The 22,915-nt window shown below is 65.2% G+C and carries 21 protein-coding genes and 1 riboswitch; of the genes, 12 read left to right on the top strand and 9 right to left on the bottom strand.

The features are described from left to right. Window positions 1-210: 210 nt before the first annotated feature. The 4 genes from GJ698_RS27885 (at window position 211) to GJ698_RS27870 (ending at window position 4,721) form a co-directional block, all read left to right on the top strand. Window positions 211-1,140: a DMT family transporter gene (locus tag GJ698_RS27885; protein WP_166454954.1), complete on the top strand. Its 930-nt coding sequence runs from the start codon at window positions 211-213 to the stop codon at window positions 1,138-1,140. Window positions 1,141-1,245: 105 nt separating this feature from the next. Then, entirely contained in the window at window positions 1,246-1,707 is a 462-nt protein-coding gene (locus GJ698_RS27880; RefSeq protein ID WP_072780445.1) for a RidA family protein, read from the top strand. A 94-nt stretch (window positions 1,708-1,801) separates the two neighbouring features. Next, on the top strand, window positions 1,802-2,995 hold the full coding sequence (locus GJ698_RS27875) for an aminotransferase-like domain-containing protein (RefSeq protein ID WP_154361112.1): 1,194 nt from the start codon (window positions 1,802-1,804) through the stop codon (window positions 2,993-2,995). A gap of 367 nt (window positions 2,996-3,362) precedes the next feature. Then, complete coding sequence (locus tag GJ698_RS27870; RefSeq protein WP_154361111.1) at window positions 3,363-4,721, top strand: diguanylate cyclase domain-containing protein; 1,359 nt, start codon at window positions 3,363-3,365, stop codon at window positions 4,719-4,721. 99 nt (window positions 4,722-4,820) lie between these two features. On the opposite strand, the gene GJ698_RS27865 is transcribed toward GJ698_RS27870, so the two are convergent. The 3 genes from GJ698_RS27865 to GJ698_RS27855 are packed head-to-tail and all read right to left on the bottom strand — an operon-like array spanning window position 4,821 to window position 9,541. Further along, window positions 4,821-6,383 (bottom strand): FGGY-family carbohydrate kinase, encoded by a 1,563-nt coding sequence (locus GJ698_RS27865; protein WP_154361110.1) that lies wholly within the window; start codon window positions 6,381-6,383, stop codon window positions 4,821-4,823. Window positions 6,384-6,398: 15 nt separating this feature from the next. Further along, window positions 6,399-7,955, bottom strand: coding sequence for a glycerol-3-phosphate dehydrogenase/oxidase (locus GJ698_RS27860; protein ID WP_154361109.1), 1,557 nt, complete (start codon window positions 7,953-7,955; stop codon window positions 6,399-6,401). Then, on the bottom strand, window positions 7,952-9,541 hold the full coding sequence (locus GJ698_RS27855; protein ID WP_154361108.1) for an FAD-binding oxidoreductase: 1,590 nt from the start codon (window positions 9,539-9,541) through the stop codon (window positions 7,952-7,954). The genes GJ698_RS27860 and GJ698_RS27855 overlap by 4 nt, the downstream gene beginning before the upstream one ends. Before the next feature lie 100 nt (window positions 9,542-9,641). Here GJ698_RS27855 and GJ698_RS27850 point away from each other — a divergent pair, with 100 nt between their 5' ends. Continuing rightward, window positions 9,642-10,664 carry an AraC family transcriptional regulator gene (locus tag GJ698_RS27850; RefSeq protein WP_154361107.1) on the top strand — a complete coding sequence of 341 codons (1,023 nt, stop codon included), beginning with the start codon at window positions 9,642-9,644 and terminating at the stop codon, window positions 10,662-10,664. Here GJ698_RS27850 and GJ698_RS27845 read toward each other — a convergent pair. Genes GJ698_RS27845 through GJ698_RS27835 form a run of 3 tightly spaced genes read right to left on the bottom strand, consistent with a single transcriptional unit; the run spans window position 10,661 to window position 13,101 of the window. Next, on the bottom strand, window positions 10,661-11,095 hold the full coding sequence (locus GJ698_RS27845; RefSeq protein WP_154361106.1) for a hypothetical protein: 435 nt from the start codon (window positions 11,093-11,095) through the stop codon (window positions 10,661-10,663). The two genes, GJ698_RS27850 and GJ698_RS27845, sit on opposite strands and share 4 nt — an antisense overlap. An 11-nt stretch (window positions 11,096-11,106) precedes the next feature. Further along, window positions 11,107-11,631 (bottom strand): SRPBCC family protein, encoded by a 525-nt coding sequence (locus tag GJ698_RS27840; protein ID WP_154361105.1) that lies wholly within the window; start codon window positions 11,629-11,631, stop codon window positions 11,107-11,109. A gap of 15 nt (window positions 11,632-11,646) precedes the next feature. Beyond that, window positions 11,647-13,101 (bottom strand): cytochrome P450, encoded by a 1,455-nt coding sequence (locus GJ698_RS27835; protein WP_229260198.1) that lies wholly within the window; start codon window positions 13,099-13,101, stop codon window positions 11,647-11,649. Window positions 13,102-13,170: 69 nt separating this feature from the next. Between GJ698_RS27835 and GJ698_RS27830 the strand changes: the two genes are divergently transcribed. Further along, a complete protein-coding gene (locus GJ698_RS27830; RefSeq protein WP_154361104.1) occupies window positions 13,171-13,569 on the top strand; it encodes a VOC family protein in 399 nt (132 codons plus the stop codon). On the opposite strand, the gene GJ698_RS27825 is transcribed toward GJ698_RS27830, so the two are convergent. Next, window positions 13,566-13,766 carry a hypothetical protein gene (locus GJ698_RS27825; RefSeq protein WP_072780462.1) on the bottom strand — a complete coding sequence of 67 codons (201 nt, stop codon included), beginning with the start codon at window positions 13,764-13,766 and terminating at the stop codon, window positions 13,566-13,568. The two genes, GJ698_RS27830 and GJ698_RS27825, sit on opposite strands and share 4 nt — an antisense overlap. A gap of 9 nt (window positions 13,767-13,775) precedes the next feature. Next, complete coding sequence (locus tag GJ698_RS27820) at window positions 13,776-16,601, bottom strand: M16 family metallopeptidase (RefSeq protein WP_154361103.1); 2,826 nt, start codon at window positions 16,599-16,601, stop codon at window positions 13,776-13,778. A 93-nt stretch (window positions 16,602-16,694) separates the two neighbouring features. Next, window positions 16,695-16,813: riboswitch (FMN riboswitch) on the top strand. Window positions 16,814-16,906: 93 nt separating this feature from the next. Between GJ698_RS27820 and ribB the strand changes: the two genes are divergently transcribed. Continuing rightward, window positions 16,907-17,569: a 3,4-dihydroxy-2-butanone-4-phosphate synthase gene (gene ribB, locus GJ698_RS27815; RefSeq protein ID WP_154361102.1), complete on the top strand. Its 663-nt coding sequence runs from the start codon at window positions 16,907-16,909 to the stop codon at window positions 17,567-17,569. 59 nt (window positions 17,570-17,628) lie between these two features. On the opposite strand, the gene GJ698_RS27810 is transcribed toward ribB, so the two are convergent. Beyond that, on the bottom strand, window positions 17,629-19,020 hold the full coding sequence (locus tag GJ698_RS27810) for an MFS transporter (protein WP_154361101.1): 1,392 nt from the start codon (window positions 19,018-19,020) through the stop codon (window positions 17,629-17,631). Between the two features lie 84 nt (window positions 19,021-19,104). Here GJ698_RS27810 and GJ698_RS27805 point away from each other — a divergent pair, with 84 nt between their 5' ends. The 5 genes from GJ698_RS27805 to GJ698_RS27785 are packed head-to-tail and all read left to right on the top strand — an operon-like array spanning window position 19,105 to window position 22,914. After that, the gene (locus GJ698_RS27805; protein WP_154361114.1) at window positions 19,105-19,971 is read left to right on the top strand and encodes a LysR family transcriptional regulator; all 867 of its coding nucleotides are present in this window, start codon (window positions 19,105-19,107) and stop codon (window positions 19,969-19,971) included. Window positions 19,972-20,011: 40 nt separating this feature from the next. Further along, window positions 20,012-20,800 carry an MlaE family ABC transporter permease gene (locus tag GJ698_RS27800; RefSeq protein WP_154361100.1) on the top strand — a complete coding sequence of 263 codons (789 nt, stop codon included), beginning with the start codon at window positions 20,012-20,014 and terminating at the stop codon, window positions 20,798-20,800. Window position 20,801: 1 nt separating this feature from the next. Next, a complete protein-coding gene (locus GJ698_RS27795; RefSeq protein WP_154361099.1) occupies window positions 20,802-21,770 on the top strand; it encodes an MlaD family protein in 969 nt (322 codons plus the stop codon). Further along, entirely contained in the window at window positions 21,767-22,417 is a 651-nt protein-coding gene (locus GJ698_RS27790; RefSeq protein ID WP_154361098.1) for a hypothetical protein, read from the top strand. Before GJ698_RS27795 ends, GJ698_RS27790 begins: the two co-directional genes overlap by 4 nt. After that, window positions 22,414-22,914, top strand: a complete 501-nt coding sequence (locus tag GJ698_RS27785; protein WP_154361097.1) for a DUF2867 domain-containing protein — start codon at window positions 22,414-22,416, stop codon at window positions 22,912-22,914. Before GJ698_RS27790 ends, GJ698_RS27785 begins: the two co-directional genes overlap by 4 nt. Window position 22,915: the final 1 nt, after the last annotated feature.

The following is a 22,915-nucleotide window of genomic DNA, read 5'->3' as shown; positions in this document are numbered from 1 at the left end:
GACGCCACCGCCGGACCGGGCGCCGGCGCAGCCATGGCGCGGGCGTGGGCGGCGGCCAGCGCCTCGTTGACGGCTTCCGCTGCCGCCGCCGCAGCGGCGCCCAGCAGGGAAGTGCGTGGTCGTGTATTGGTCATTTTACCGTCACAGTATGATGGATTATGTTATTAAGTGTACTGGTACTGTACTGGTTTTGTCACGTAGCATAAACCCATGAACCCAAATACGCCAGTACTCACCACCCACCGTCGCCTGGGCGACGAAACCACCGGCATGCTGCTGGGCCTGATCGGCGTCGCCATCTTCAGCCTGACCCTGCCCTTCACCCGGCTGGCCGTCAGCGGCGACGGCGGGCTGTCGCCGATGTTCGTCGCCCTCGGCCGCGCGCTGGCCGCAGCGGTACTGGCCGGCGGCTGGCTGTACTGGAAGCGCGCGCCGCTGCCGCCGCGCGCCGCCCTGCCGGCGCTGGTCATGGTTGCCATCGGCTGCGTGATCGGCTTCCCGTGGCTGACCTCCGTCGCCATGCGCAGCCTGCCCGCCGCCCACGGCGCGGTGCTGGTCGGCGTGCTGCCGCTGGCCACCGCCATGTTCGCGGCCCTGCTGGGCGGCGAAAAACCGTCGGCCGGCTTCTGGATCATGGCCATCTTGGGATCTGTACTGGTGATCGGCTTTGCGCTGCGCCAAAGCGGCGGCAGTCTGCACGCGGCCGACCTGGCGATCTTTGTCGCCGTGCTGCTGGCCGCCATGGGCTACGCCGCCGGCGGCCGTCTGTCGCAGACGCTGGGCGGCCAGCAGACCATCTGCTGGGCGCTGATCCTGGCGGCGCCGCCGCTGTTGCCGGTGGTCGGCTGGCTGGCGTGGCAGGAATCGGCGCGGATCGCCCACGCCAGCGCCGCCGCGTGGACCGGCTTCGCCTACGTTTCCGTGTTTTCGATGTTTATCGGATTCTTCTTCTGGTATCGCGGCATGGCCCTGGGCGGCGTGGCGCGGGTGGGACAGGTACAGCTGGTGCAGCCGTTTCTGTCTGTACTGGGCGCCACCGTGGTGCTGGGCGAGGCGCTGGAATGGCAAACCCTGATCTTCGCAATCGCCGTCATCGGCGTGGTGGGCACGGGCCGCAAAATGCAGGTAAAACGCGGCTGACACCATACAGTATCTTGATTTTGCCTCAATTGTGGGCATCCCCGGCGGCAAGACGTACAATATCGGTCTCCGCACATGCAACGCACTTAATCATTGGATAACCACATGTCTGTTTACGAAAAACTCAAAGCGCTTGATATCACCCTGGCAGCACCGGCCACGCCAGCCGCCGCCTACGTCATGTACGCCCAAACCGGCAACCTGGTATTCCTGTCGGGCCACATCGCCAAGCGCGCCGACGGCAGCGTATGGGTCGGCCAGCTGGGCAAGAACATCGACACCGCGGAGGGCAAGGCCGCCGCGCGCGCCATCGCCATCGACCTGATCGGCACCCTGCAAGCGGCCGTCGGCGGCGACCTGACCCGCGTCAAGCGCATCGTCAAGGTCATGAGCCTGGTGAATTCCACGCCTGATTTTACTGAACAGCACCTGGTCACCAACGGCGCTTCCGAGCTGCTGGGCGAAGTCTTCGGCGACGCCGGCAAGCACGCCCGCTCGGCCTTTGGTGTCGCCCAAATCCCGCTTGGCGCCTGCGTCGAAATCGAACTGATCGCGGAAGTCGCGTAAGCGGGCGGCAGCTTATTGGCCGCTTCGCCGCTGCCGTTCCTTCTATAAAAGCACGCCACAAGCGAGCTTGTTGTTATCCACTCATGAGACACGTATGAAAATCGAAAACCCGAATCCGATCGAATGGCGCTTCGCTGAACGCGCCGAGCAACTGCAAGCCTCGTTCATCCGCGAGATCCTGAAGATCACGCAGCAGCCGGAGATCATCTCCTTCGCCGGCGGCCTGCCGTCGCCGCTGACCTTCCCGGTCGACGAAATGAAAGCGGCCTACGACAAGGTGCTGAGCGCAAACGGCAAGGTCGCGCTGCAATACGGCCCGACCGACGGCTACACCCCGCTGCGCCAGTGGATCGCCGACTCGCTGTCCGTCGGCGGCGCCAAGATCGTGCCGGAACAAGTGCTGATGACCTCCGGTTCGCAGCAGGCGCTGGACCTGCTGGGCAAAGTGCTGATCGACGAAGGCAGCCGCGTGCTGGTCGAGACGCCGTCGTACCTGGGCGCGCTGCAGGCGTTCTCGGTCTACCGTCCGGAATTCAAATCGGTGGAAACCGACGACCACGGCCTGGTGCCGTCGTCGATCGACGCCGTGGCCGAAGGCGCGCGCATGCTGTACTCGCTGCCGAACTTCCAGAACCCGACCGGCCGCACCATGTCGATCGAGCGCCGCCAGGAGCTGGTGGAGACCTGCGCCCGCCTCGGCCTGCCGCTGATCGAGGATGATCCGTACGGCGCCCTGAGCTACAAGGGCGAGCCGCTGCCGAAGATGGTGGCGATGAACCCGGACGGCGTGATCTACATGGGTTCCTTCTCCAAGGTGCTGACCCCTGGCATCCGCCTGGGCTACGTGGTGGCCCCGCTGCCCCTGGCGCGCCGCCTGGAACTGGCCAAGCAGGCCGCCGACCTGCACACCTCGCAGCTGACCCAGATGGTGGTGCACGAAGTGATCAAGGACGGCTTCCTGGAACAGCACATCCCGAAAATCCGCGCGCTGTACGGCGACCAGTGCCAGGTGATGCTGGACGCCATGGCCCAGCACTTCCCGGCCGGCGTCGAGTGGACCAAGCCGGAAGGCGGCATGTTCATCTGGGTCACGCTGCCGAAGCACATCGACGCCATGAAACTGCTGGATGAAGCCATCGCCCAGAAAGTCGCCTTCGTGCCCGGCTCGCCGTTCTACGCCAACGAACCGGCCACCAACACGCTGCGCCTGTCCTTCGTCACCGTGCCGCCGGAACGCATCCGCCACGGCATCGAAATCCTGGGCAAACTGATCGCCGCGAAAGTCTAAGCAGCACCACTGCGGGCGGCCGTTGTACGACCACGGCCGCCCGCAAAAATACAACACCACCGCCGCGACTTTATCACCAAAAGTCACCAAAACCGGCAAATTCCATAACATCACGCCAACATTAGTTACACCATCTGGCACCAGCAGGGCTGCGGCTCGATGCATCGGAAGCAATACTCAATATTCCGCAGAATTTTTTCCCCTCTAAAGGTTGCAAAGCGGTATGATTTGAACGGATAGTCACTTTCATATCAGGCCAGCCTTTGTTGAAACACGCACCAATCACCTCTGCTTGCCGCTACCGTTGCCGTGCCGCGCAACCGATGACTCACGCCGCTACGCCCTACCCGGTTAAAGGCGAATCCCAATGAATTCCGGAAGTCTGAGTTATGCCACGCGGCGCGACGCCGCAATCCTGATCGTGGACGACGCGCCCGAGAATCTGGGCGCGCTGCGCAAGCTGATGGTCGAACAGGGATATCAAACCTTCGTCGCCACCAGCGGCGAGCGCGCGCTGAAGATCGCGCGCCGCGTCCACCCGGACCTGATCCTGCTCGACATCATGATGCCGGGGATGGACGGCTACGAAACCTGCCGCCAGCTCAAGAGCAACGCCGCCACCCAGCGCATTCCGGTGATCTTCATGAGCGGCCGCACCGGCACCGAGGACGTGGTGGCCGGCTTCGACCTGGGCGCGGTCGACTACATCAGCAAGCCGCTGCGCATGCCGGAAGTGTGCGCGCGGGTGCGCACGCAGCTGCAGATCCGCAGCCGCAGCGAAACCCACGAAGAACAGGCCGAGCGCCTGCGCACCATCGTCAACAACATGGCCGAAGGCCTGCTGATCATCGAAGCCGATGGCCGCATCCAGTTCACCAACCCCGCCTGCGACAAATACCTGGGCTACCAGGCGGAGGAACTGGCCGGCAGCACCATCTCCGAGCTGCTGAATCCCCTGGTGGCGCAGGAGTACCTGGACTACTTCGAACGCTACGCCGCCGCGCCGCAGACGGCGCACAACCACGGCACGCGCGAAGTCATCATCCGTCACCGCAACGGCAGTTCGGTGTGCATGGACCTGACGCTGACGCCGATGTATTTGCGCCAGCCGCTGTTCATCGGCCTGCTGCACGACATCACCCACCACAAGCAGTCGGAAGACACGCTGCTGCGCGCCGCCATGGTCGACCCGCTGACCAAGATCGCCAACCGCCGCCATTTCGACACCTTCCTGGAAAAGGAATGGCAGCGCGCGATGCGCAGCGGCCAGCCCCTGTCGCTGGTGGTGCTGGACGTCGACCACTTCAAACTGTACAACGACACGCTGGGCCACCCGGCCGGCGACGCCTGTTTGCAGCAGGTGGCGCAAGCCATCGCCTCGCACGCGCTGCGGCCGACCGACCTGGCGGCGCGCTACGGCGGCGAGGAATTCGTGCTGCTGTTTGCCGAGACCGATGGCGACTCGGCCTACCTGCTGGCCGAATCGATTCGCGCACACATCGAATCGCTGCAAATCCCGCATCCGCGCTCGACCACCTCGGCGTGGCTGACGGTCAGCATCGGCGTCGCCACCATCCATCCGCACCAGCTGGACAACACCGAGTCGCTGTTCGTCGCGGCCGACCGCGCCATGTACGTGGCCAAGGAAGGCGGCCGCAATCAGGTACAAGCCACCAAAACCGGCGGCGCCTCCCTGGCCGCCGTCAAAGCCCTGGTGATGCGTTAACCCGACCGGGGTCAGTGCCGACATTCAGACACGAGCTGTGCCGTAGCGGCTGCTACGGCACAGCTCGTGTCTGAATGTCGGCACTGACCCCGGTTTGTTTCAAAGCTGTTCCGGGTAGCCGGTGATGTCGGCGATTTGCTGGTACATCGGCTGCAGCTGCTTGTACATGCCGAGGTAGACGCGGCGATATAGCTGGTCGTAGATTTTCTGATTGGCCGGAATCGGCTGGAAGATGCGGCCCGGGCGCGTCATGGCGCGTGTGGCGCTGTCAAAGTCAGAATGCAGTCCCAGGCCGGCGGCGATCGCGATTGCCGCGCCCAGGCCCGAGGTTTCATAGACATGCGCGCGCGCGGCGGGCAGGCCGAAGATGTCGGCCGTCAGCTGCATCGCCGCGTCGCTTTGCGAGCCGCCGCCGGCGATGCGCAGTTCCGTCACCTTGACGCCGCTGCGCCGCTCGATCCGCTCCTTCCCTTCCCTTAGCGCATACGCCAGCCCCTCCAGAATGGCGCGATACATATGGGAGCGCGTGTGCACGTCGCCAAAGCCGATCATCGCACCCTTGGCCTCCGGCCCCGGCGTGCGGATGCCGGGACTCCAGTACGGCTGCAGCATCAGCCCCATGGAGCCGGGCGGCACCTCGTTCACCAGCTGGTCGAACATCGCTTCCGGCGCCAGACCCTGTTCCGCGCCGGCCATCTGTTCCAGGTGGCCGAACTGCTCCTTGAACCAGTTGACCATCCAGTAGCCGCGGAAGATCTGCACCTCGGTGCTGTACGCGCCCGGCAGCGCCGCCGGATATGGCGGAATGAAGGGCGTGACCTCCACGTACTTTTTGCTGGTGGTGTTGATGGTGGCCGTGGTGCCGTAGCTCAGGCAGGCGATGTGCGGTTCCAGGCTGCCGGCGCCGATCACTTCGCACGCCTTGTCGGCGGCGGCGGCCACCAGCGGCGTGCCTTCAGGGATGCCGGTCGCCGCAGCGGCGGCAGCGGTGATGGCGCCGATCACCGTGCCCGGCGCCACCAGTTCCGGCAGCATGTCCGGACGCACGCGCAGCGCCTGCCATTTCCAGTCGCGCGCGCCGGCCCATTGGTGGCGCTTGTAATCGAACGGCAGGTAGGCGACCTGCGAGCCGGTCGAATCGACGTGGCGTCCGCACAGGCGGTAATTCAGAAAGCCGGACAGCAGCAGGTATTTGTGCGTCTTGGCCCAGATCTCCGGCTGGTGCTCGGCGATCCAGTTGATCTCCGCTTCGCGGCGGAAGTATTCAATCGTCCCCTCCACGCGCGCCAGCTTGAACGCTGCGCGCCACCACCAGCTTAACGGCTTCTGCTTGCCGACGCGGCGCTGATCCAGCCAGGTGATGGCCGGCCGCAGCACCTGGCCGTTGCGGTCCAGGTTGACGACGGTGCCGCGCTGCGTGGTCACCGCCACGCCTTTGACGGCGCTGCGCGGAATATCGGTAGAGCGCCACAGCTGCTGGCAGGCGGCGGCCACCGCATTCCAGTAGCCGTCGGCATCGTGCTCGGCCCAGCCGGGATGGTCCGAGAAATAGGCTTGCAGGTGGATTTGCGATTTGGCCGCGAGGTTGCCATTCACATCGAACAGCAGCGCGCGCACGCTTTGCGTGCCGTTGTCGATGGAAAGCAGATATTGGTCTGCCATGATGTCTCGTTATCGTTATGGTTTGGGCATGCTGTAATGCGCGCTCCACAGCGCCAGGTAGGCCGCTTGTTCCTCCTCCCAGCACTGGTCGCTCCAGCCAAGTTCCGGCTGGCAGATGGCGCGTACGCGCGGCAGGATGTCGATGCCGCCGCCGCGCAACTGGATGCCGATGCGACTGCGGCGCAGCAGCAGGTCTTCCAGCTTGCAGACATCCTCGCAGCGCGCGGCCCAGCGCAGCTGCGCCCAGATGGTCTCTGTGCCGGGGATGCAGGAAAGTTCGTCCGTCTGCGCCGCATTCACCAACGCCTGCGCTGCGGCGCCATAGCGGCCTTGCAGGCGTTGCGCCTGGCCAGGCGGCAGGTCGGCGTTGTAGCGCAGCGGTGGCGCGGCCGTGAACACCGGTTGCGGCGTGAGCTGGCCTTGCAGTTCCGGCAGCCGGCTTGCGGCCAGCTTGAGCGCGTCCAGCGCGATCACGCGGAAGGTGGTGAGCTTGCCGCCGGTGACAGTCAGCAGGCCGTGCTCCAGCCACAGCATGTGGTCGCGCGTTTCCTTGGAAGGATCGGCTTTGCCGCTGTCGATCACGGGACGCACGCCGGCGTAGGTGGCGAGGATGTCGCTGTCGGCCAGGTGCAGTTGCGGGAACTGGGCGTGCAAGGCGGCCATCAGATAATCGCATTCGGCCCGCGTGATGGCCGCTTCGCGCGACAGGTTTTCTTTGTGGTCGACGTCCGTCGTGCCGACCAGCGTTACGCCTTCCCATGGGTAGGCAAACACCGGGCGGCCGTCAGCCGGATGCATCAAGCTGATGGCCTGCGCCAGCGGCAACCGCCAGGCCGGCAGCACCAGATGGCTGCCACGCAGTGGCCGCAGCCGATGTGTCACCGCGTCGGTCACGCGCAGCGCGTCGGCCCAGGCGCCGGTCGCGTTGATGACCAGCCGCGCGCGCACCTCGTGCTGCTCGCCGCTCAAGCCGTCGCGCAGTCGCACGCCCAGCACCTCGCCGCCGGCGCCATCGCGCAGCAGCGACTCGACAGCCATGTAGTTCACGGCGACGCCGCCGTGCCGGCGCGCCTCCTGCAACACGCGCAGCACCAGCCGCGCATCGTCCGTTTTGGCGTCCGTGTAGACCATGCCGCCCTGAAGACCGTCCGTGGCCACATTCGGCGCCAGCGCCGCGAACTCTTCGCGGCCGTAGTAGTGCCGCCCCCGCTGTCCCGCCATGCGGTCGTAAATCGCCAGCCCGGCGAGGAACGCCCGCTTGCCCGGCTTGCGCCCCACATAATCGCCGAACGCAAAACTCTGCGGCTCCACCAGGCCAGCCGCCTGCCGCAGCAAATGCTCACGCTCGTGCACCGACTCGCGCGTCAAACCGAACTGCCCTTCCTTCAGGTAGCGCAAGCCGCCGTGCACCAGCTTGGACGACCTGCTCGACGTCCCCCAGGCGAAATCCCGCTGCTCCACCAGCAGCACCCGCAAACCGCGACGCGCCGCTTCCAGCAAAATCCCCGCGCCGGTAATGCCGCCGCCCACCACGACCACATCCCAATCGAGCGCGAAGCGGGAGCGGCTCATGGCAGCAGCTTCCCCGGATTCATGATCTGCTGCGTATCCACATGCTCGGCCAAGGCACGCAGCACCGACATCCCCAGCCGCCCCTTCTCCGCCGCCAGGTACGGCGCATGATCGCTGCCGACGCCGTGCTGGTGGCTGATCGTGCCGCCGTTTTCCACAATCGCCATCGACGCCGCCTTCTTCAGCGACTTCCAGCGCGCCAGATCGGTCTCGTAATCGCCCGCCAGCCGGTACACAAAGGTCGTATAAACGCTGGCTCCCTGCGCGTACAGGTGCGACAGGTGCGTATAAGCGTGCACCTTCTCGCCATACTGCGCCAGCGCCACCGTGGCGGCCGACTCCACCGCCCGCATCATGATCTCCACGCGCGGCCAGTCGACCGCCGTCTCCACCGTATCGATGGCATAACCATGCTGCCACGCCGCGTTGCGCAGGTAGACATTGCGGAAGCGGTTCTGCTTCCACTTCTCGCCCATCATACGGCCGACATGCACGCCGCCATGCGGCAGCGTCATCCCCAATGCCTCGCGCAGCGCCGCCCGTGCCAGCGACTTGCGGCCGCTGACGCCGATCATCAACATGCACTTGCCCTGCTTGCAGCCGCGCAGCGACAGGTAGCGCTCCAGCAGCGAGATCATGCGCTTGTGACCGGCCAGCGCCAGCATGGTCGTGGTCTCCAGAGGATTCGACAGCCGCAGCATCGACAGCGACAATCCCGCCTGCACCACCTGCCGCACCGCCGTCTCCGCCGCAGACCAGCTGGGGAAGAACACCGCATGGAACGCCTCGTAGGCCGGCGCCGCCGTCACCCGCACGGTCGCCTCGGTCAGGATGCCGAGCCGGCCCTCCGAGCCAAGCACCATCTCGCGCAGATCCGGCCCCGCCGCCGACGCCGGAAAAGTCGGCAGATGCAAGGTGCCGGCCGGCGTCTCCACCGAACCGCCACGGAACATCTGCTCGATGCGCCCGTAGCGCAAGGACTGCTGCCCCGACGAGCGGGTGGCGACCCAGCCGCCCAGCGTGGAATATTCGAACGACTGCGGGAAGTGCCCCAGCGTATAGCCGCGCGCCCGCAGCTGCGCCTCCAGGTCCGGTCCGAACACGCCGGCGCCAAACGTCGCCAGCTGCGACTCGGTGTCCAGATACAGCAACTGCCGCATGCGCGTCATGTTCACCGCCACCGAGCGCGTGCCCGACGGTGCCGTCAGATGCCCGGCCACGCTGGTGCCGCCGCCCTGCGGAATCAGCGCCACGCCGTGCAGCGCCGCATACTCCAGCAGCTCGCGCACGTCCTGCGCGCTTTCCGGATACGCCACGCCGTCCGGCGCCGTGTCGATCACACCATAGCGCAGGCGCAGCCAGTCCGGCAGGCTCTGGCCCAGCGCATTGCGCAGCCGGACCTCCGGCGACGTGTCGATCAGCCGGTGCTCCGGCAGGCGCGAGACCTTGAGTTGCGCGCTGGCCTGCTCGAATTCCGCATCCGCCACCGGCGTGCCCGTGCCGATGCGCTGCGCCAGAAATCCCAGCGCCTCCTCATTCAGCGCAAATGCGACCGACTCGTCACCCCATCCGTTCCAGCGTCTCATTGTTTTTCTATCTCCCTGACGGAGCGCTTGTTATACTGACGCGCACCGATTATTCACCTCTTGAGATTAAAACAATGCCGCCCACCGGTATTGCGCATTCATGACATCCGCCTTGTTCGATCATGCCAAACGCGTCGCCGGCTCGTATCTCCAGACGCTGCTGGAAGCCGCTGCCCGGCGCGGCGTCAGCGCGCAGGCGCTGGAACGGGCCGCCGGCCTGCCGTCCGGCACACTGGAACCGCTGCCGGAATCGCTGCCCGCCGACGACTACGTGCGCCTGCTCGACATCGGCGCCACGCTGGCCAACGATCCCCACTTCGGCCTGCACGTGGGCCAGTGCGTCAAGCTGGGCACCTACACCGTGTATGGCCTGATCCTGCTGAGCTGCCGCGACTTCGGCCAGGTATTCGAGCAGACCATGCGCTACGAGCAGCTGGCGCATGACCTGGGCCGCTCCGCCATCACCATCGACGACGACATCGCCCACTACACCTGGCATAGCAACTACAGCAGCGCGCAGCGCCACCTGGCCGACAGCGTGTTCGCCGGCATCCGCGTGTTCAGCAACTGGCTGGCCGGGATCACGCTGCCCGCCAACCAGCTGACGCTGACCCACGACGGCGGCCCCCCCGAGCTGCGCGAGGAATATGTGCGGGTGCTGGGCGATATGCCGGTGTTTAACGCCGAGGCCAACGTCGCCAGCTTCAACGCCATGATGCTGTCCTGGCCCGTGCCGAACGCCGACGTCAGCCTGTATCCGGTGCTGCAGCAGCACGCCGAACAGCTGCTGCAACAGCGCGCCGCCACTCAGCCGGCCATCACGCAGCAGGTGCACGCGGCGATTGCCGCCAGCCTGTCGGGCGGCCAGGTGCGGCTGGCTTCCATTGCCGATCAATTGAAGGTCTCCCCGCGCACCCTGCAACGCAAGCTGAGCGAAGCCGGCGCCACCTTCCAGCAGGTGCTGGACCAGGCCCGCTTTGCGCTGGCCAAGGAGTATTTGAAGCGGCAGGAACTGAGCCTGGTCGATATCGCCTTCCTGCTCGGCTACCAGGAGCAGAGCGCGTTCAACCACGCCTTCAAGGAATGGGCTGGCGTCAATCCCGGCGCCTGGCGCAGCGCCTAGATATCGAGGCCGCGCACGCGGATGAACGGGCCGATACAGCGTTGCAGGTTGCGGTCCACGCACATCAGGAACAGATTGCCGCTCGGGTGGAATTGCAGGTAGTTGGTGACGGGCTGTCCCGGCTTGGTGATCTCGCCGCTGCAGTCACGCTTGCCGTTGTCCTTGACGATGGTGTCGACCTCCTTGTAGAAGCCGTCCTTGTCCGGCTTGTCGGCGATGGTGAAGGTGGATTCGGCCACCTCCTCGTTGCTGAACACCAGCGTGGTGCCGTCGGCGCGGATGCGGTAGGTTTCGGTGCACAGGCCATCCGGCAGCGTGATGCGCCAGATGCCGATGATGGGATGGTCATGCCGCACCGGCGCGGCGCCTGCCGGCCACGCCAGCATCCACACCAGCATCCATGTCATCATGCCCACCATCGCCGTCCGCATCACCTACCTCCTTATTTTTCCGCTGCCGCTTTCATTTTCGTCAGACCGCTTTCGAACGCCGGGCCAATCATGCTGTCCATGCTGATGAAGACATTCATCATCTTGGCCATGAAGTCGGTCTCGCCCGACATGGTCCAGCGCACCGTGGTGGTGTCGCCCTGCGGCTCCAGCACGAACTCGGTGTCCGAGGTGGACTTCACCGGCACAAAGAAGTCCAGCTTGATGCCGACCTTGGCCGGCGTCAGGCTGACCACCTCCATGCGGCCGGAACCCACGTTCTTGTTGCCCTCCCAAGCATAGACCGCGCCCAGATCCTTCGGCGCACCGCTGAAGGTGCGCTTCATGGCCGGGTCCAGCCCTTCCCACGGCGACCACAGGGCCCACTGGTGGAAGTCGCTGATCAGCGGGACGATCTTTTCCGGCGGCGCCTTGATGGCGATCGAGCGCTGCACGCTGTAGGTGGACGGCTGGATCGCGGCCCAGGCCAGCAGCAGCAAAATCAATACCGAAATGACGACGATGATTTTCTTGAACATGGTTTTCTCTCCCTGTTATTTTGGTATAAATCGAGGCGCCAGCCGCACCGGCAATGCGTCCGGCGTCATGGTGAAAGTGAAGCATTCGCGCGCGGCGGGCGCGCCGGCCACGCGTTCCAGCGCGAAGTGCCGCGCCAGCATCGACATCACCATCTTGATCTCCGCCATGGCCAGGTAGCGCCCCGGACAGAAACGCGGCCCGCCGCCGAACGGAAACAGCTTGCGGCCCGGATCATCGCCCTGTCCGCCCGCGCCGTCAAGCCAGCGCTCGGGCATGAAGCGCTCCGGCTGCGCCAGGTCGGACTCGCGCTCGGAGGCGTGGCGCAGCAGCAGGAAGATCACCGTCCCCGCCGGCACCGCCAGGTCGCCCAGCACCACGTCCTGATTCGGCTCGGCCGCCATGAACGGCGCCACCGGCTTGAGGCGCATGGCCTCGCGCGTGGCGGCGTCGATGTAGGTGAGCTGGTCCAGCAAATGATAGTCGTCCAGCACGGCGCGCTCGCCCAGCACCTGCCGCGCCTCGTCCGCCATGCGCGCGGCGGCCTGCGGATGATCGGCCAGGAACTCGATCAGCCAGGCGGCCGTGTTGGAGGTGGTGTCCTCGCCGGCAAACACCATGGTGATGGCGTTGCCGACCACCGCTTCGTCGGTGAAGCCGGAATCCGGCTCGTCGCGCGCCACGATCAGCGCTTCCAGCAGGTTGGAGGGTTTGGCCCGCAACGCCGGATTCTCCGCGAGGCGGCGGCGCGCCTCGGCGATGAAGCCGAAGATGGCCTGCTGGATGCGGGCGGCGGCGGCGATCGCCTCGTGGTCCTGCGCGCGCTTCAGCACCGGCACGCGCCAGTAGGCGAACGGCGTGGTCAAACGCCGCGCCACCAGCTTGAACAGGAATTCGATATCGCGCTGCAGCGGATGCGCCTCCAGCTCCAGCGTGTTGATGTCCTGTCCCATCGCCAGGCCGATGGTCACGTCCAGCGTGTAGGCCTTCAGGTCGCGCAGCAGATCGACCGGCTGGCCGGCGGCGGTGGCGGCGGCCCAGCGCCGGCGCAGGCGCTCCGTCAGCGCGGTCAGCGTGGGGAAGAAATTGTGGATCACCTCCGGCGTCAGCGCCCGCATCACCAGCTTGCGCTGGCGGCGCCAGTCGTCGCCCTCGGCGGTGAACAGGCCGCGCGTGCCGATCTCGTTGAGCATTTCCGCCGTGCGGCTGGAGCGGCGCATCGCGTCCGGCCGGTCGCGCAGCAGCGCGGCGATCAGATCGCGGTCGGCGGTGGCCAGCATCTGCTTGCGCATGATGCGGAATCGGTACAGCGGCCCATGCTCGCGTCCCCAGCGTTCCAGCACATGGTGGAACGGCTCGGCGCGGATCTCGCGCACATTGCCGAACAGCGGCCGCGCCCGCGGTCCCGGCAGATCGGCCAGCCGGCGCAACGGCGCCACGCCCGGCGTGAGTTCCATGGTGTTTTTGCCCATAGTTATTCGTCTCCGCGTACGCTATCATCTCCAAATGTTGACGATATACTCACTTGCTGGAGGAAGCAAATGCTGTCGCACGTTTATGTGGGAATTAACAACTTCGAACCGGCGCTGGCGTTCTACAGCGCCCTGATGCAGGTGGTGGGTGCGCGCCAGCGCTTCGTCGACAGCTCGCGGCCGTGGGCCGCCTGGCAGCCGGCGGAAGGCACGCGGCCATTGTTCGTGATCGGCGCGCCCTACGACGGCCAGGCGGCGGCCTGCGGCAACGGCCAGATGACCGCGCTGATGGCGACTTCGCGCGCGATGGTGGACCAGGCCTACGCGGCGGCGCTGGCGCATGGCGGCGCCTGCGAAGGCGCGCCGGGCCTGCGGCCGCAGTATCACGCCAACTACTACGGCGCCTACTTCCGCGACCCGGAGGGGAATAAACTCAGCGTCGTCTGTCACGACGCCTTTCCGGATTAAGCCAGGGCTTCCTTGGCCGCTTCCTCGGGCGTCAGACCCTCGTAGAACTGGTCTGTGAACCACTCCACCTGTTCTTCGATGTGCTCCTGCGCCTGTTCCTGCGTGGCGCCGCCCTTCACCAGGAAGCCCTCCACTTCGATGCACCAGTTAATCAGTTCCAGGGTTTCCGGGTCCAGCTCTTCTTTTTTCTTTGCCATGATTGCTCCTTACTTCTCAGGGTACAGCACTACTTGCAGATAGTTGTTGGTATCGAAATAGCGCTGTGCGGCCTCTTTCAGGTCCGCCGTCGTCAACGCGTTCACGCGCGACTCGTAAGTCAGTATATCCTCTGGATTGTTATTATTGAAGAAGGCATTCTGCAAAGACGCCATCCAGTAGCTGTTTTCGCGCAGGCCCTTGCGGTAGCCCTTGATCCAGGATGCCTTCACCTTGTTCAGGTCTGCTTCCTCGGCGCCGTTCTGCTTGATCTTCTCGATCTCGGCGAAGGTGGCGGCCAGCACCTTGTCGACGTTCTCCGGCGCGCACGGCAGGTTGGCGTTGATGGTGTAATTACCATACGGGATGCGGCTCATGCTGCCGCTCATGCCGCCGCTGTACATCGCGCCCATCTTCTCGCGCAGCGTTTCGATCAGCTTGATGTTCATCACCTCCACCAGCGCCTGCAGGCGCATGCGCGCGGCGCGCGAATATTCCACGTCGCCGGTGAAGGACAGCGAGATGGTGCTCTTCGGCTCCGAACCGGCATGCACTTCCTTCTTCACCACGCCCTTGATCGGCCGCACGCCTTCGTCCTTGAAGGCGACCGGAATCTCGCCCACCGGCAGGCTGGCGATGTAGGTGGCGATCAGCGGCTTGATCTTCTCGACGTCGAAACTGCCGACGATGAAGAAGGTGAAATCGCGCGCGCTCGACAAGCGGCTGTTATAGATGTCCAGCACGCGGTCCAGCGCCAGCTGGTCGAAGTCCGCCGGCCGTGCCGCGCGCAGCACGCGCGGGCTGTTGTTGTACAGCGTGGCGGTCACGGTGTCGTAGAACACCGACTCCGGCCGCGCCAGATTGTTCTGCGCCAGTTCGCGCTGGCGGTCGACGTAGGCGGTGTAGATCGCCGGGTCCTTGCGCGGCTGCGTCATTTGCAGGTAGACCAGCTGCAGCATGGCTTCCACGTCCGTGCTGCCGGAGCTGCCGCCCACCGACTCGTTCAATGAACTGACGCTGGCGCTGGAGCTGACGCTCTTCCCGGCCAGCACCTTCACCAGGTCGTTCGGCGTGTAGTTCAACACGCCCATCTGGCCGACGATGCTGCTGGCGTAATGCGCGGTGAAGACGTCGCTGTCAGGCAGCAGCGACCAGCCGCCGTAGCGCAGGCCGCCCAGGATCACCTGGTCGTTATTGAAGTCGGTCGGCTTCAGCACCACCTTGACGCCGTTACTGAGCGTCAGCTCCGTGGCGCCTATCCTGGCGTTGACGGTTTCGCTGACGATGCTGCCGGCCTTGGGCGGCGTCGGCATCAGCTGGGTGGCATAGGTTTTCTCTTCCATCGGCCTGACGGCGATCTTTTCCGCCGCGCTGGCGATGCTGACCAGTTCATCGGCCTTCGGCTGCGCCAGGCCCGGTTTGTCGACGCCGGTGTAGATCACCAGCTTGCTCTGGTTGTCCGGTATCGCCGCGCGCACGGCGGCGTTGACCTCGGCCACGGTAATCGTCGGCAGCAGCTGGGTCACGTAGCGGTATTCGGCGATGGTGCCGGGAATCGACTCCTCTTCGAGGAAGTTGCGGATGTACTCGGCCGCGTAGCCGGACGAATCGGATTTATCGCGCTCGTTGTAGATGCGCTCATAGTTGCGCAGCATGCCCTTCTTGGCGCGCTCCAGCTCCGACGCGCTGAATCCGTACTGGCGCGCGCGCTGGTCTTCTTCCACCAGGGCGTTGATGGCCGGCGTAACGCCGTCCTTGCCCAGTACCGCGCCGGCGCCGAACGAGCGGTAGCCGTGCACGATCTTGTTCATGCCGCTGCCGCCCTGCAGGAACGGCGGATTGGCCTGCTGCGTCAGTTCGTACATGCGCTGGCTCAGGATAAAGCTGTACATGTTCTCGATCAGCTTCTGGCGATAGTCGCCAAAGGTCTTCTCGGCCGGCAGCGTCTGGATCGGGTAGCGGATGTAGACCGTGTTGGCGCTGACTTCCTTGTCGGTGAAGACGATGCCTTCGGAATCCTGGCGCTCGGGAATCGTGGCGTATTCGCGTGGACGCGGATGGGCCGGATTTTTCAGCTTGCCGAAATGCTGCTCGATCAGGCGCTGCGCCTCGGCCGGCTCGATGTCGCCGACCGCCACCACCGCCATCAGGTCCGGGCGATACCAGTCGCGGTAGAAGCGCTTGATGGCGTCGTACTTGAAGGTCTTGAGGATGTCTTCTTTACCGATCGGCATGCGCTGCGCGTAGCGCGAGCCGTTCAGCACCTTGGGCAGCACCACCTTGTTCATGCGGTCGTCCACGCCTTTGCCGAGGCGCAGTTCCTCCAGCACGATACCGCGTTCGCTGTCGATGTCGGCGTCGTTGAAGGACAGGCCGTAGGCCCAGTCTTCCAGCACCTGGAAGCCTTTTTCGACGGTCTCCTTGCTATCGGTGGGTATCGGCAGGATGTAGACGGTTTCGTCGAAGCTGGTGTAGGCGTTGAGGTCCGCACCGAACTTCACGCCGATCGACTGCAGATAGGACACCAGCTCGTTGCGCTTGAAATGCGTCGAGCCGTTGAACGCCATGTGTTCGGTGAAGTGCGCCAGGCCTTGCTGGTCCTCGTCTTCCAGGATGGAGCCGGCCTTGACGACCAGCCGCAGCTCCAGCTTTTTCTCCGGACGGCCGTTGTGATGAATGTAATAGGTCAGGCCATTGGACAGTTTGCCAACTTTGACCTGCGGACCGACCGGAATCTGCTGGTCCAGCTTCAGTGGCGCCACATCGTCGGCTTGCGCCAGAAAACTACACGCCAGGATTGCAGCGCCGGACAGGATACGCAGGGTAATCAGCTTCATTCCGAATGCAAAAAATTTAAGGGAACAGCTACCTTACACCGATTTTCTGAATTTAGGCTAGAATCCTCGTGCCTGCCGTCCGGCAGGTAACAATAACGTCTTCGGGGCGGGGTGTAATTCCCCACCGGCGGTAAAGCCCGCGAGCGCAGAAATGCGCAGATCTGGTGTAATTCCAGGGCCGACGGTTAAAGTCCGGATGAAAGAAGATGTGCGTTTTACGCAGCCTGCGGCGCCCTTTGGCGTGGCTGGCTGCGCGTATCCGCTTGCCCTGTCGCGTTCCTATTTTATCAAGGAGCGTTTCGCCAATGTCTGACCACACCGCAGTATCCCCCTCTTATTCCCTGGTATCCGACGATCTCGAAGGTCGCATTCACGCCGCCCTGGAAGCCATGCGCGCCGGCGTGCCGGTCATCCTGCTCGACGATTTCGACCGCGAGAACGAAGCGGACCTGATCGTCGCCACCGAAAAAATGACCGTGCAGACCATGGCCATGATGATCCGCGATTGCAGCGGCATCGTTTGCCTGTGCCTGAGCGCCGACAAGGTGCGCGAGCTGGAATTGCCAATGATGGCCGCCAACAACGGCAGCCGTTACGGCACGCCGTTCACCGTATCGATCGAGGCGCGCGAAGGCGTGACCACCGGCGTGTCGGCGGCCGATCGCGTGACCACGATTCGTGCCGCGACGGCGGCCAATGCCAAGCCGTCGGACCTGGTGCATCCGGGCCACGTGTTCCCGCTGCGCGCGACGCCGGGCGGCGTGCTGTCGCGCAAGGGGCATACCGAAGGGTCGGTGGATCTGTCCACCATGGCCGGCCTGAACCCCTCGGCCGTGCTGTGCGAGCTGATGAACCCCGACGGCACCATGATGCGCGGCGCCGACATCGAACGTTTCGCGGAGCTGCACCAGATGCCGATCCTGACGATCGCCGAAATGATCGAGTGGCGTCAGAAGCACAACGTCTAACCCGCACGCTTTAGCCTCGACATCTGCATCACCACTTAGGGGTCTGACCCCGTACGGGGTCAGACCCCACCTGGCCGTGCGGGCTTGACGTAACGGTACACGAGGCACAACGCGCCTGCGTAGGCCGCAGCAATCAAAGTAAACGCCACTGGCAGGCGAGATGCCCACCCGGGCACCACATGCATCACGGTGCCCATCATCGCCACGCCAACCAGCGCCCCAATCTGCCGATTGGCATTCAACGCCGCCGCAGCGCTATTAGCATGCGCCTTCCCCGCCACCAGCATCACCGTCGCCGTCATTCCCGGAATCGCAATCCCGATCGCCACATTCATCACCACCGCAGCCACGACCAGCAACCAATAGGGTGTCTCCGGCCGCAGCCCAAACAGCATCACCAGCGCCATGCCCAGGCCGACCAGCAGCCCATACATCATCGGCGGCCGCGTACCGACACGCGCCGTAATCCGCCCGGAGGTCAGATTACCCACCGCAAAAGCCGCCATCATCGGTATCAGCTTCAGCCCCGTCTGCAGCGCATCCGCCCCGCCCTGCTGAATAAATAAACTCAGCAAAAACAACTGCCCGAACACCGCAAAGTTAATCAGGAATCCCACGCCATTAGCCGCCGCAAACGCCGGCGTCTCAAACAGCGCCTTCGGCAGCAAGGGATGCGCGCCCGCCCGCTCGCGCCGCACCAGCAGCGCCGCCGCAGCCAACGCCACCACACCGGCCGCCAGCACACCCGCCGAAGTCCATCCCAGCGCAGGCCCCTCGATCAGCACAAAACTCAACGCCGCCAACGCCGCCACGCCCAAGGCATGACTCACCATCGACAGATCCCGTTCATGACGCGGCGTGGCCGGCGCCAGCACCTGCGTCAGCACAATGCCCAGCAAACCTATCGGCACATTCACCCAGAACACGCTGCGCCAGCCGAATTCGTGCACCAATATCCCGCCCACCAGCGGCCCGGCCGCCGACGAACAGCCGACAATGGCCGACCAGGTCCCCAGCATGCGCGCCCGCGTCGCCTGATCCTCATAGGCATGCGTCAGCAAACTCAAGGAACTCGGCATGAACAGCGCGGCGCCCACGCCCTGCAGCAACCGCGCCGCAATCAGCGCATGTCCGCTGGGCGCCAGCGCGCACAACACCGAACCGAGAATGAAGACACTCAGTCCGCCCTGATAAACGTTCTTGGGCCCGAACCGGTCAGCCAGCGCGCCGCCCGCCATCAGCAGCGCGGCAAAAGTCAGCGTATAGCCATCCACCACCCACACCAGGCCGGTAAGCGGCACCGACAGACTGACCGAAATATCGGACAGCGCGGTATTCACGGCGGTGACATCGATCATCGCCATCACAAAGCCGATGGCCAGCGTCATCAGCATCAAAAAGGGCGGCACCTGGCGCACTGGCGCTGCCGCAGCGGTAGTAGAAGTATTCATGCGCGTATGGTAGGCCGCTTGCCTGATGCAGTAAATACGCATAACATCAGCACTCTGATGCAAAAATGCATCGCGGAGACCGCCATGGACTGGGACAACGCCCGCATCTTCCTCGCCATTTACCGCAAAGGCACGCTGCGCGCCGCCGCCATCCTGCTCGACATCGACCAGGCCACGGTCGGCCGCCGTCTCAACGCGCTGGAAAAATCGCTGGGCGCGCGCCTGTTCCTGCGCACGCCGTCCGGCTACATGGCCACGCCGGCCGGCGAACTGGCCGTCACCGCCGCCGAAAAGATGGAACAGGCGGCGCTGCAGTTCCAGCGCGAGATGCAGGGCATCGACAACCGCCTGTCCGGCAGCGTGCGCGTCACCACCTCCGACACCATGGCTGCCCACTTCGTCATCGGCGCCATGCAGCGGCTGCACGTGATGCACCCGGAAATCCGCATCGTGCTCAGTACCAGCACCAGCATCACCAGCCTGACGCGGCGCGAGGCCGACCTGGCGGTGCGCACGCTCAAGCCCACCGATCCGGACCTGATCTCGCGCCACCTGACCCGCCGCAGCATGGGCCTGTACGCCACGCCGGCCTACCTGAAGGAGCGCGGCATGCCGGTGCCGGGCAACGGCCTGGCGGGACATGACATCGTCATCTACCAGGCCAGCGTCGCCGCGCGCCATCAGGAAAAGATCTGCCTGGAGCCGGTGCACAACGCCCGCGTGGCGATAGAGGTCAACAGCGGCATGGCGCTGATCGAGGCGGCCGGCCTGGGCATGGGCCTGGCCGAGCTGCCCTGCCACATGGCCGACAACGACCCGCGCCTGGTGCGCGTGTGGCCGGAGCGCGTCGACCAGTACGACGTCTGGCTGGTGATGCACAGCGATTTAAGCCGCAGCGCCCGCGTGCGCGCCGCTGCCGACGCCCTGATCGACACCTTCCCCGAGAAGTAACGTACGCCTGTCCGCCGCGCTGCGGTGCTAAGATGCCAACATGAGCACGCAAGCATCGATTCCCAACCTCCTGCAACGGCTGCACCACGGCACAGTCGCGTGGCTGCACAGCTGGTGGCGGCTGCTGCATTTCGCCGTGCTGATGTTCTCCATCGCCCTGACGCCGTCCACCTATGGCCGCAACAGGCGTCCCGTGCTGGCGCGGCACCTGGTGGCCGACACGGCGCCCAACCTGGCGTGGTATGGCGTGCTGTCGGCGCTGGTCAGCCTGGTGCTGATCCGCATCGTGGTGGTCACTTCGCAAAGCTACGGCCTGTCGCGCTTCGCGCTGGAAATGGTGGTGCGCGTGCTGGTGCTGGAACTGATCCCGCTGACCGCCGCCGCCTTCGTTGCGCTGCGCACCACGCTGCCCGCCGGCCTGGAATTCTCGCAGGGCCGCAGCGCCGCCAACCGCGTCACCGAAAATGAGCTGCACGACGAATTTTTCCCGCGCGTGGCGGCCGGCATGTTCGCCGTGTGGATGCTGGCCGCCGTCAGCTGCGTGCTGACGCTGGTGCTGGCCTACCTGTCGCTGTACGGCTTTACGCCATGGGCGATGACAGGCTACACGCGCGTGGTCGGGCAGGTGTTCAATCCCGCCGTCACGCTGATCCTGGTGCTGAAGATCGTGTTCTTCAGCTTTGCAGTCGGCCTGATTCCGATGGCCTCCTCGTTCTACTTCGGCGCCAGCTACCGCAACAAGGTCACGCACGGCCTGTCGGACATGGTGCGGCTGTTTGCCGTGATGCTCCTCATCGAAGTCGCCTCGCTCATGGGTAATTACTACTGATATGACAGAACCAATCAACGAAGCCGCCCCCGTGCGCAATGCCGAATTCAAGGCCGCCCTGCTGCTGGTGCTGATGGTGCTGCTGGTCGCCGGCTCCGCGCTGTACCTGCTGTACGCGCGCGGCGCCTTCGAATCCACGCAAACGCTGATACTGCAGGCCGACGACTCGGAAGGCGTCACCGTCGGCATGGACGTGACCTTCGCCGGCTTCCCCATCGGCCGCGTGCGGCGCATAGAACTGAGCCAGGAAGGCAAGGCGCGCGTGGTGGTCGACGTGCCGCGCCAGGATGCGCACTGGCTGCGCAGCTCCAGCATCTTCACGCTGGAGCGCGGCCTGGTGGGCGGCGCCAAGCTGAAAGCCTTCAGCGGCATTCCCGCCGATCCGCCGCTGGAAGACGGCGCGGCGCGCACGCTGCTGGTGGGCGATCCCGGCGCCGAGATTCCGCGCCTGCTGGCGGCGGCGCGCGACCTGCTGCAAAACCTGAACGAGCTGACGGCGGAAAATTCCGCGCTGGCCAGCAGCCTGGCCAACGTCGCCGACGTGACCGGCAAGCTGAATGGCCCGCACGGCGCCATGGGCCTGATCGCGGGCGACGACAAGAATGCGCAGCAGTTGACCGAGCGCGCCAACAAGCTGCTGGTGACGGTCAACGCGCTGGCGGTGAAGGCCGATAGCCTGATCGGCCACGCCGACGACCGCGTCTTCGGCCAGCAAGGCGTGATGACCGACGCGCAAGCCACCATCGTCCAGCTCAACGGCCTGCTGGCCGATGCGCGCAACTCGCTGAAGAAAATGGACGCGGTGCTGGTCGAGGCGCAGGCGGTGGCCTCCAACACCAAGGAAGCCACGGCGGATCTGGGCACGCTGCGCGGCGAAGTGGAAAGCAGCCTGCGTCGGGTCGAGCAGCTGGTCAATGAAATCAACCGCAAATGGCCGTTCAAGCGCGATACGGAGATCAAGCTGCCATGAAGAAGACGCTCGCCATCGCCTCCCTGCTGCTGGTCGGCTGCGGCAACAACCCGCCGGTGCCGGACTGGCAGATGAACGCGCAGAACGGCATCGAACGCGCCACCGCCGCCTACATGGACGGCAACGCCCGCGTCGAAGCCGCCGAAACCAAACGCGCCCGCGAAGCCCTGGCCAGCACCGGCAAGGTGGACCTGATCATCCGTGCGGAACTGATCCAGTGCGCCGCCCGCGTCGCTGCGCTGGTGTTCGAAGACTGCGCCGGCTACAACAAACTGGCGCAGGACGCCGCCCCCGCCGACCGCGCCTACGCCGCCTACCTGGCAGGCCGCGCCACCGCCGCCGATGCCGCCCTGCTCCCGGCCCAGCACCAGCCGGTGGCCGCCGCCGCGAGCGACGCCGCCGCCGTCAGCGCCGTGCAGGCCATCGCCGATCCGCTGTCCAAGCTGGTCGCCAGCGGCGTGCTACTGCGCACCGGCAAAGCCAGTCCGCAAACGCTGGCGGACGCCGTGGACACCGCTTCCGCCCAGGGCTGGCGCCGGCCGCTGTTGGCCTGGCTCGGCGTGCAGGCGATGCGCGCCGAACAGACCGGCGACGCCGCCGAAGCCCAACGCATCAAACGCCGCATCGACCTGATCACCGCCAAATGACCATCCTCGCCACCGCCGTCCCGCCACACGCCGAAATCGCCCGACACCTGCGCGGCGCCGACTTCCACGACTGCTACGAAACGGCCATCGCACCGACGCCGCTGTCCGCCCTGGCGCTGTACCTGAAAGTGGTCGCCGGCACGCCGCACTGGGTCAACGCCATGATGAAGCTGCGTAACTGCATCGTGCGGCTGGTCGGACTGAAAAACCTCGGCGCGCTGGGCGACACCGACGGCGCCAAGCCGGCCAGCGCCTACCGTGTGGGCGACCGCGTCGGCATTTTCTCCATCGTTTACCTGAGCGAGCAGGAAGTCATCCTCGGCGACTCGGACAAGCACCTGAACGTTGAGGTCTCGGTCTGCAAACTGCCGGGCAAGGTCGCCGTCAGCACCGTGGTGCACACGCACAACGCCTTGGGCCGCATCTACATGCTGTTCGTGGCGCCGGCGCACCGGCGCATCGTACCGGCCACGCTGAGGAACGCGCGCTTCCTGTAAA

Origin of the sequence: Duganella aquatilis (genome assembly GCF_009674565.1) — a bacterium.
Lineage (GTDB): Bacteria > Pseudomonadota > Gammaproteobacteria > Burkholderiales > Burkholderiaceae_D > Rugamonas > Rugamonas aquatilis.
This window is presented reverse-complemented; position numbering and strand designations above follow the sequence as displayed.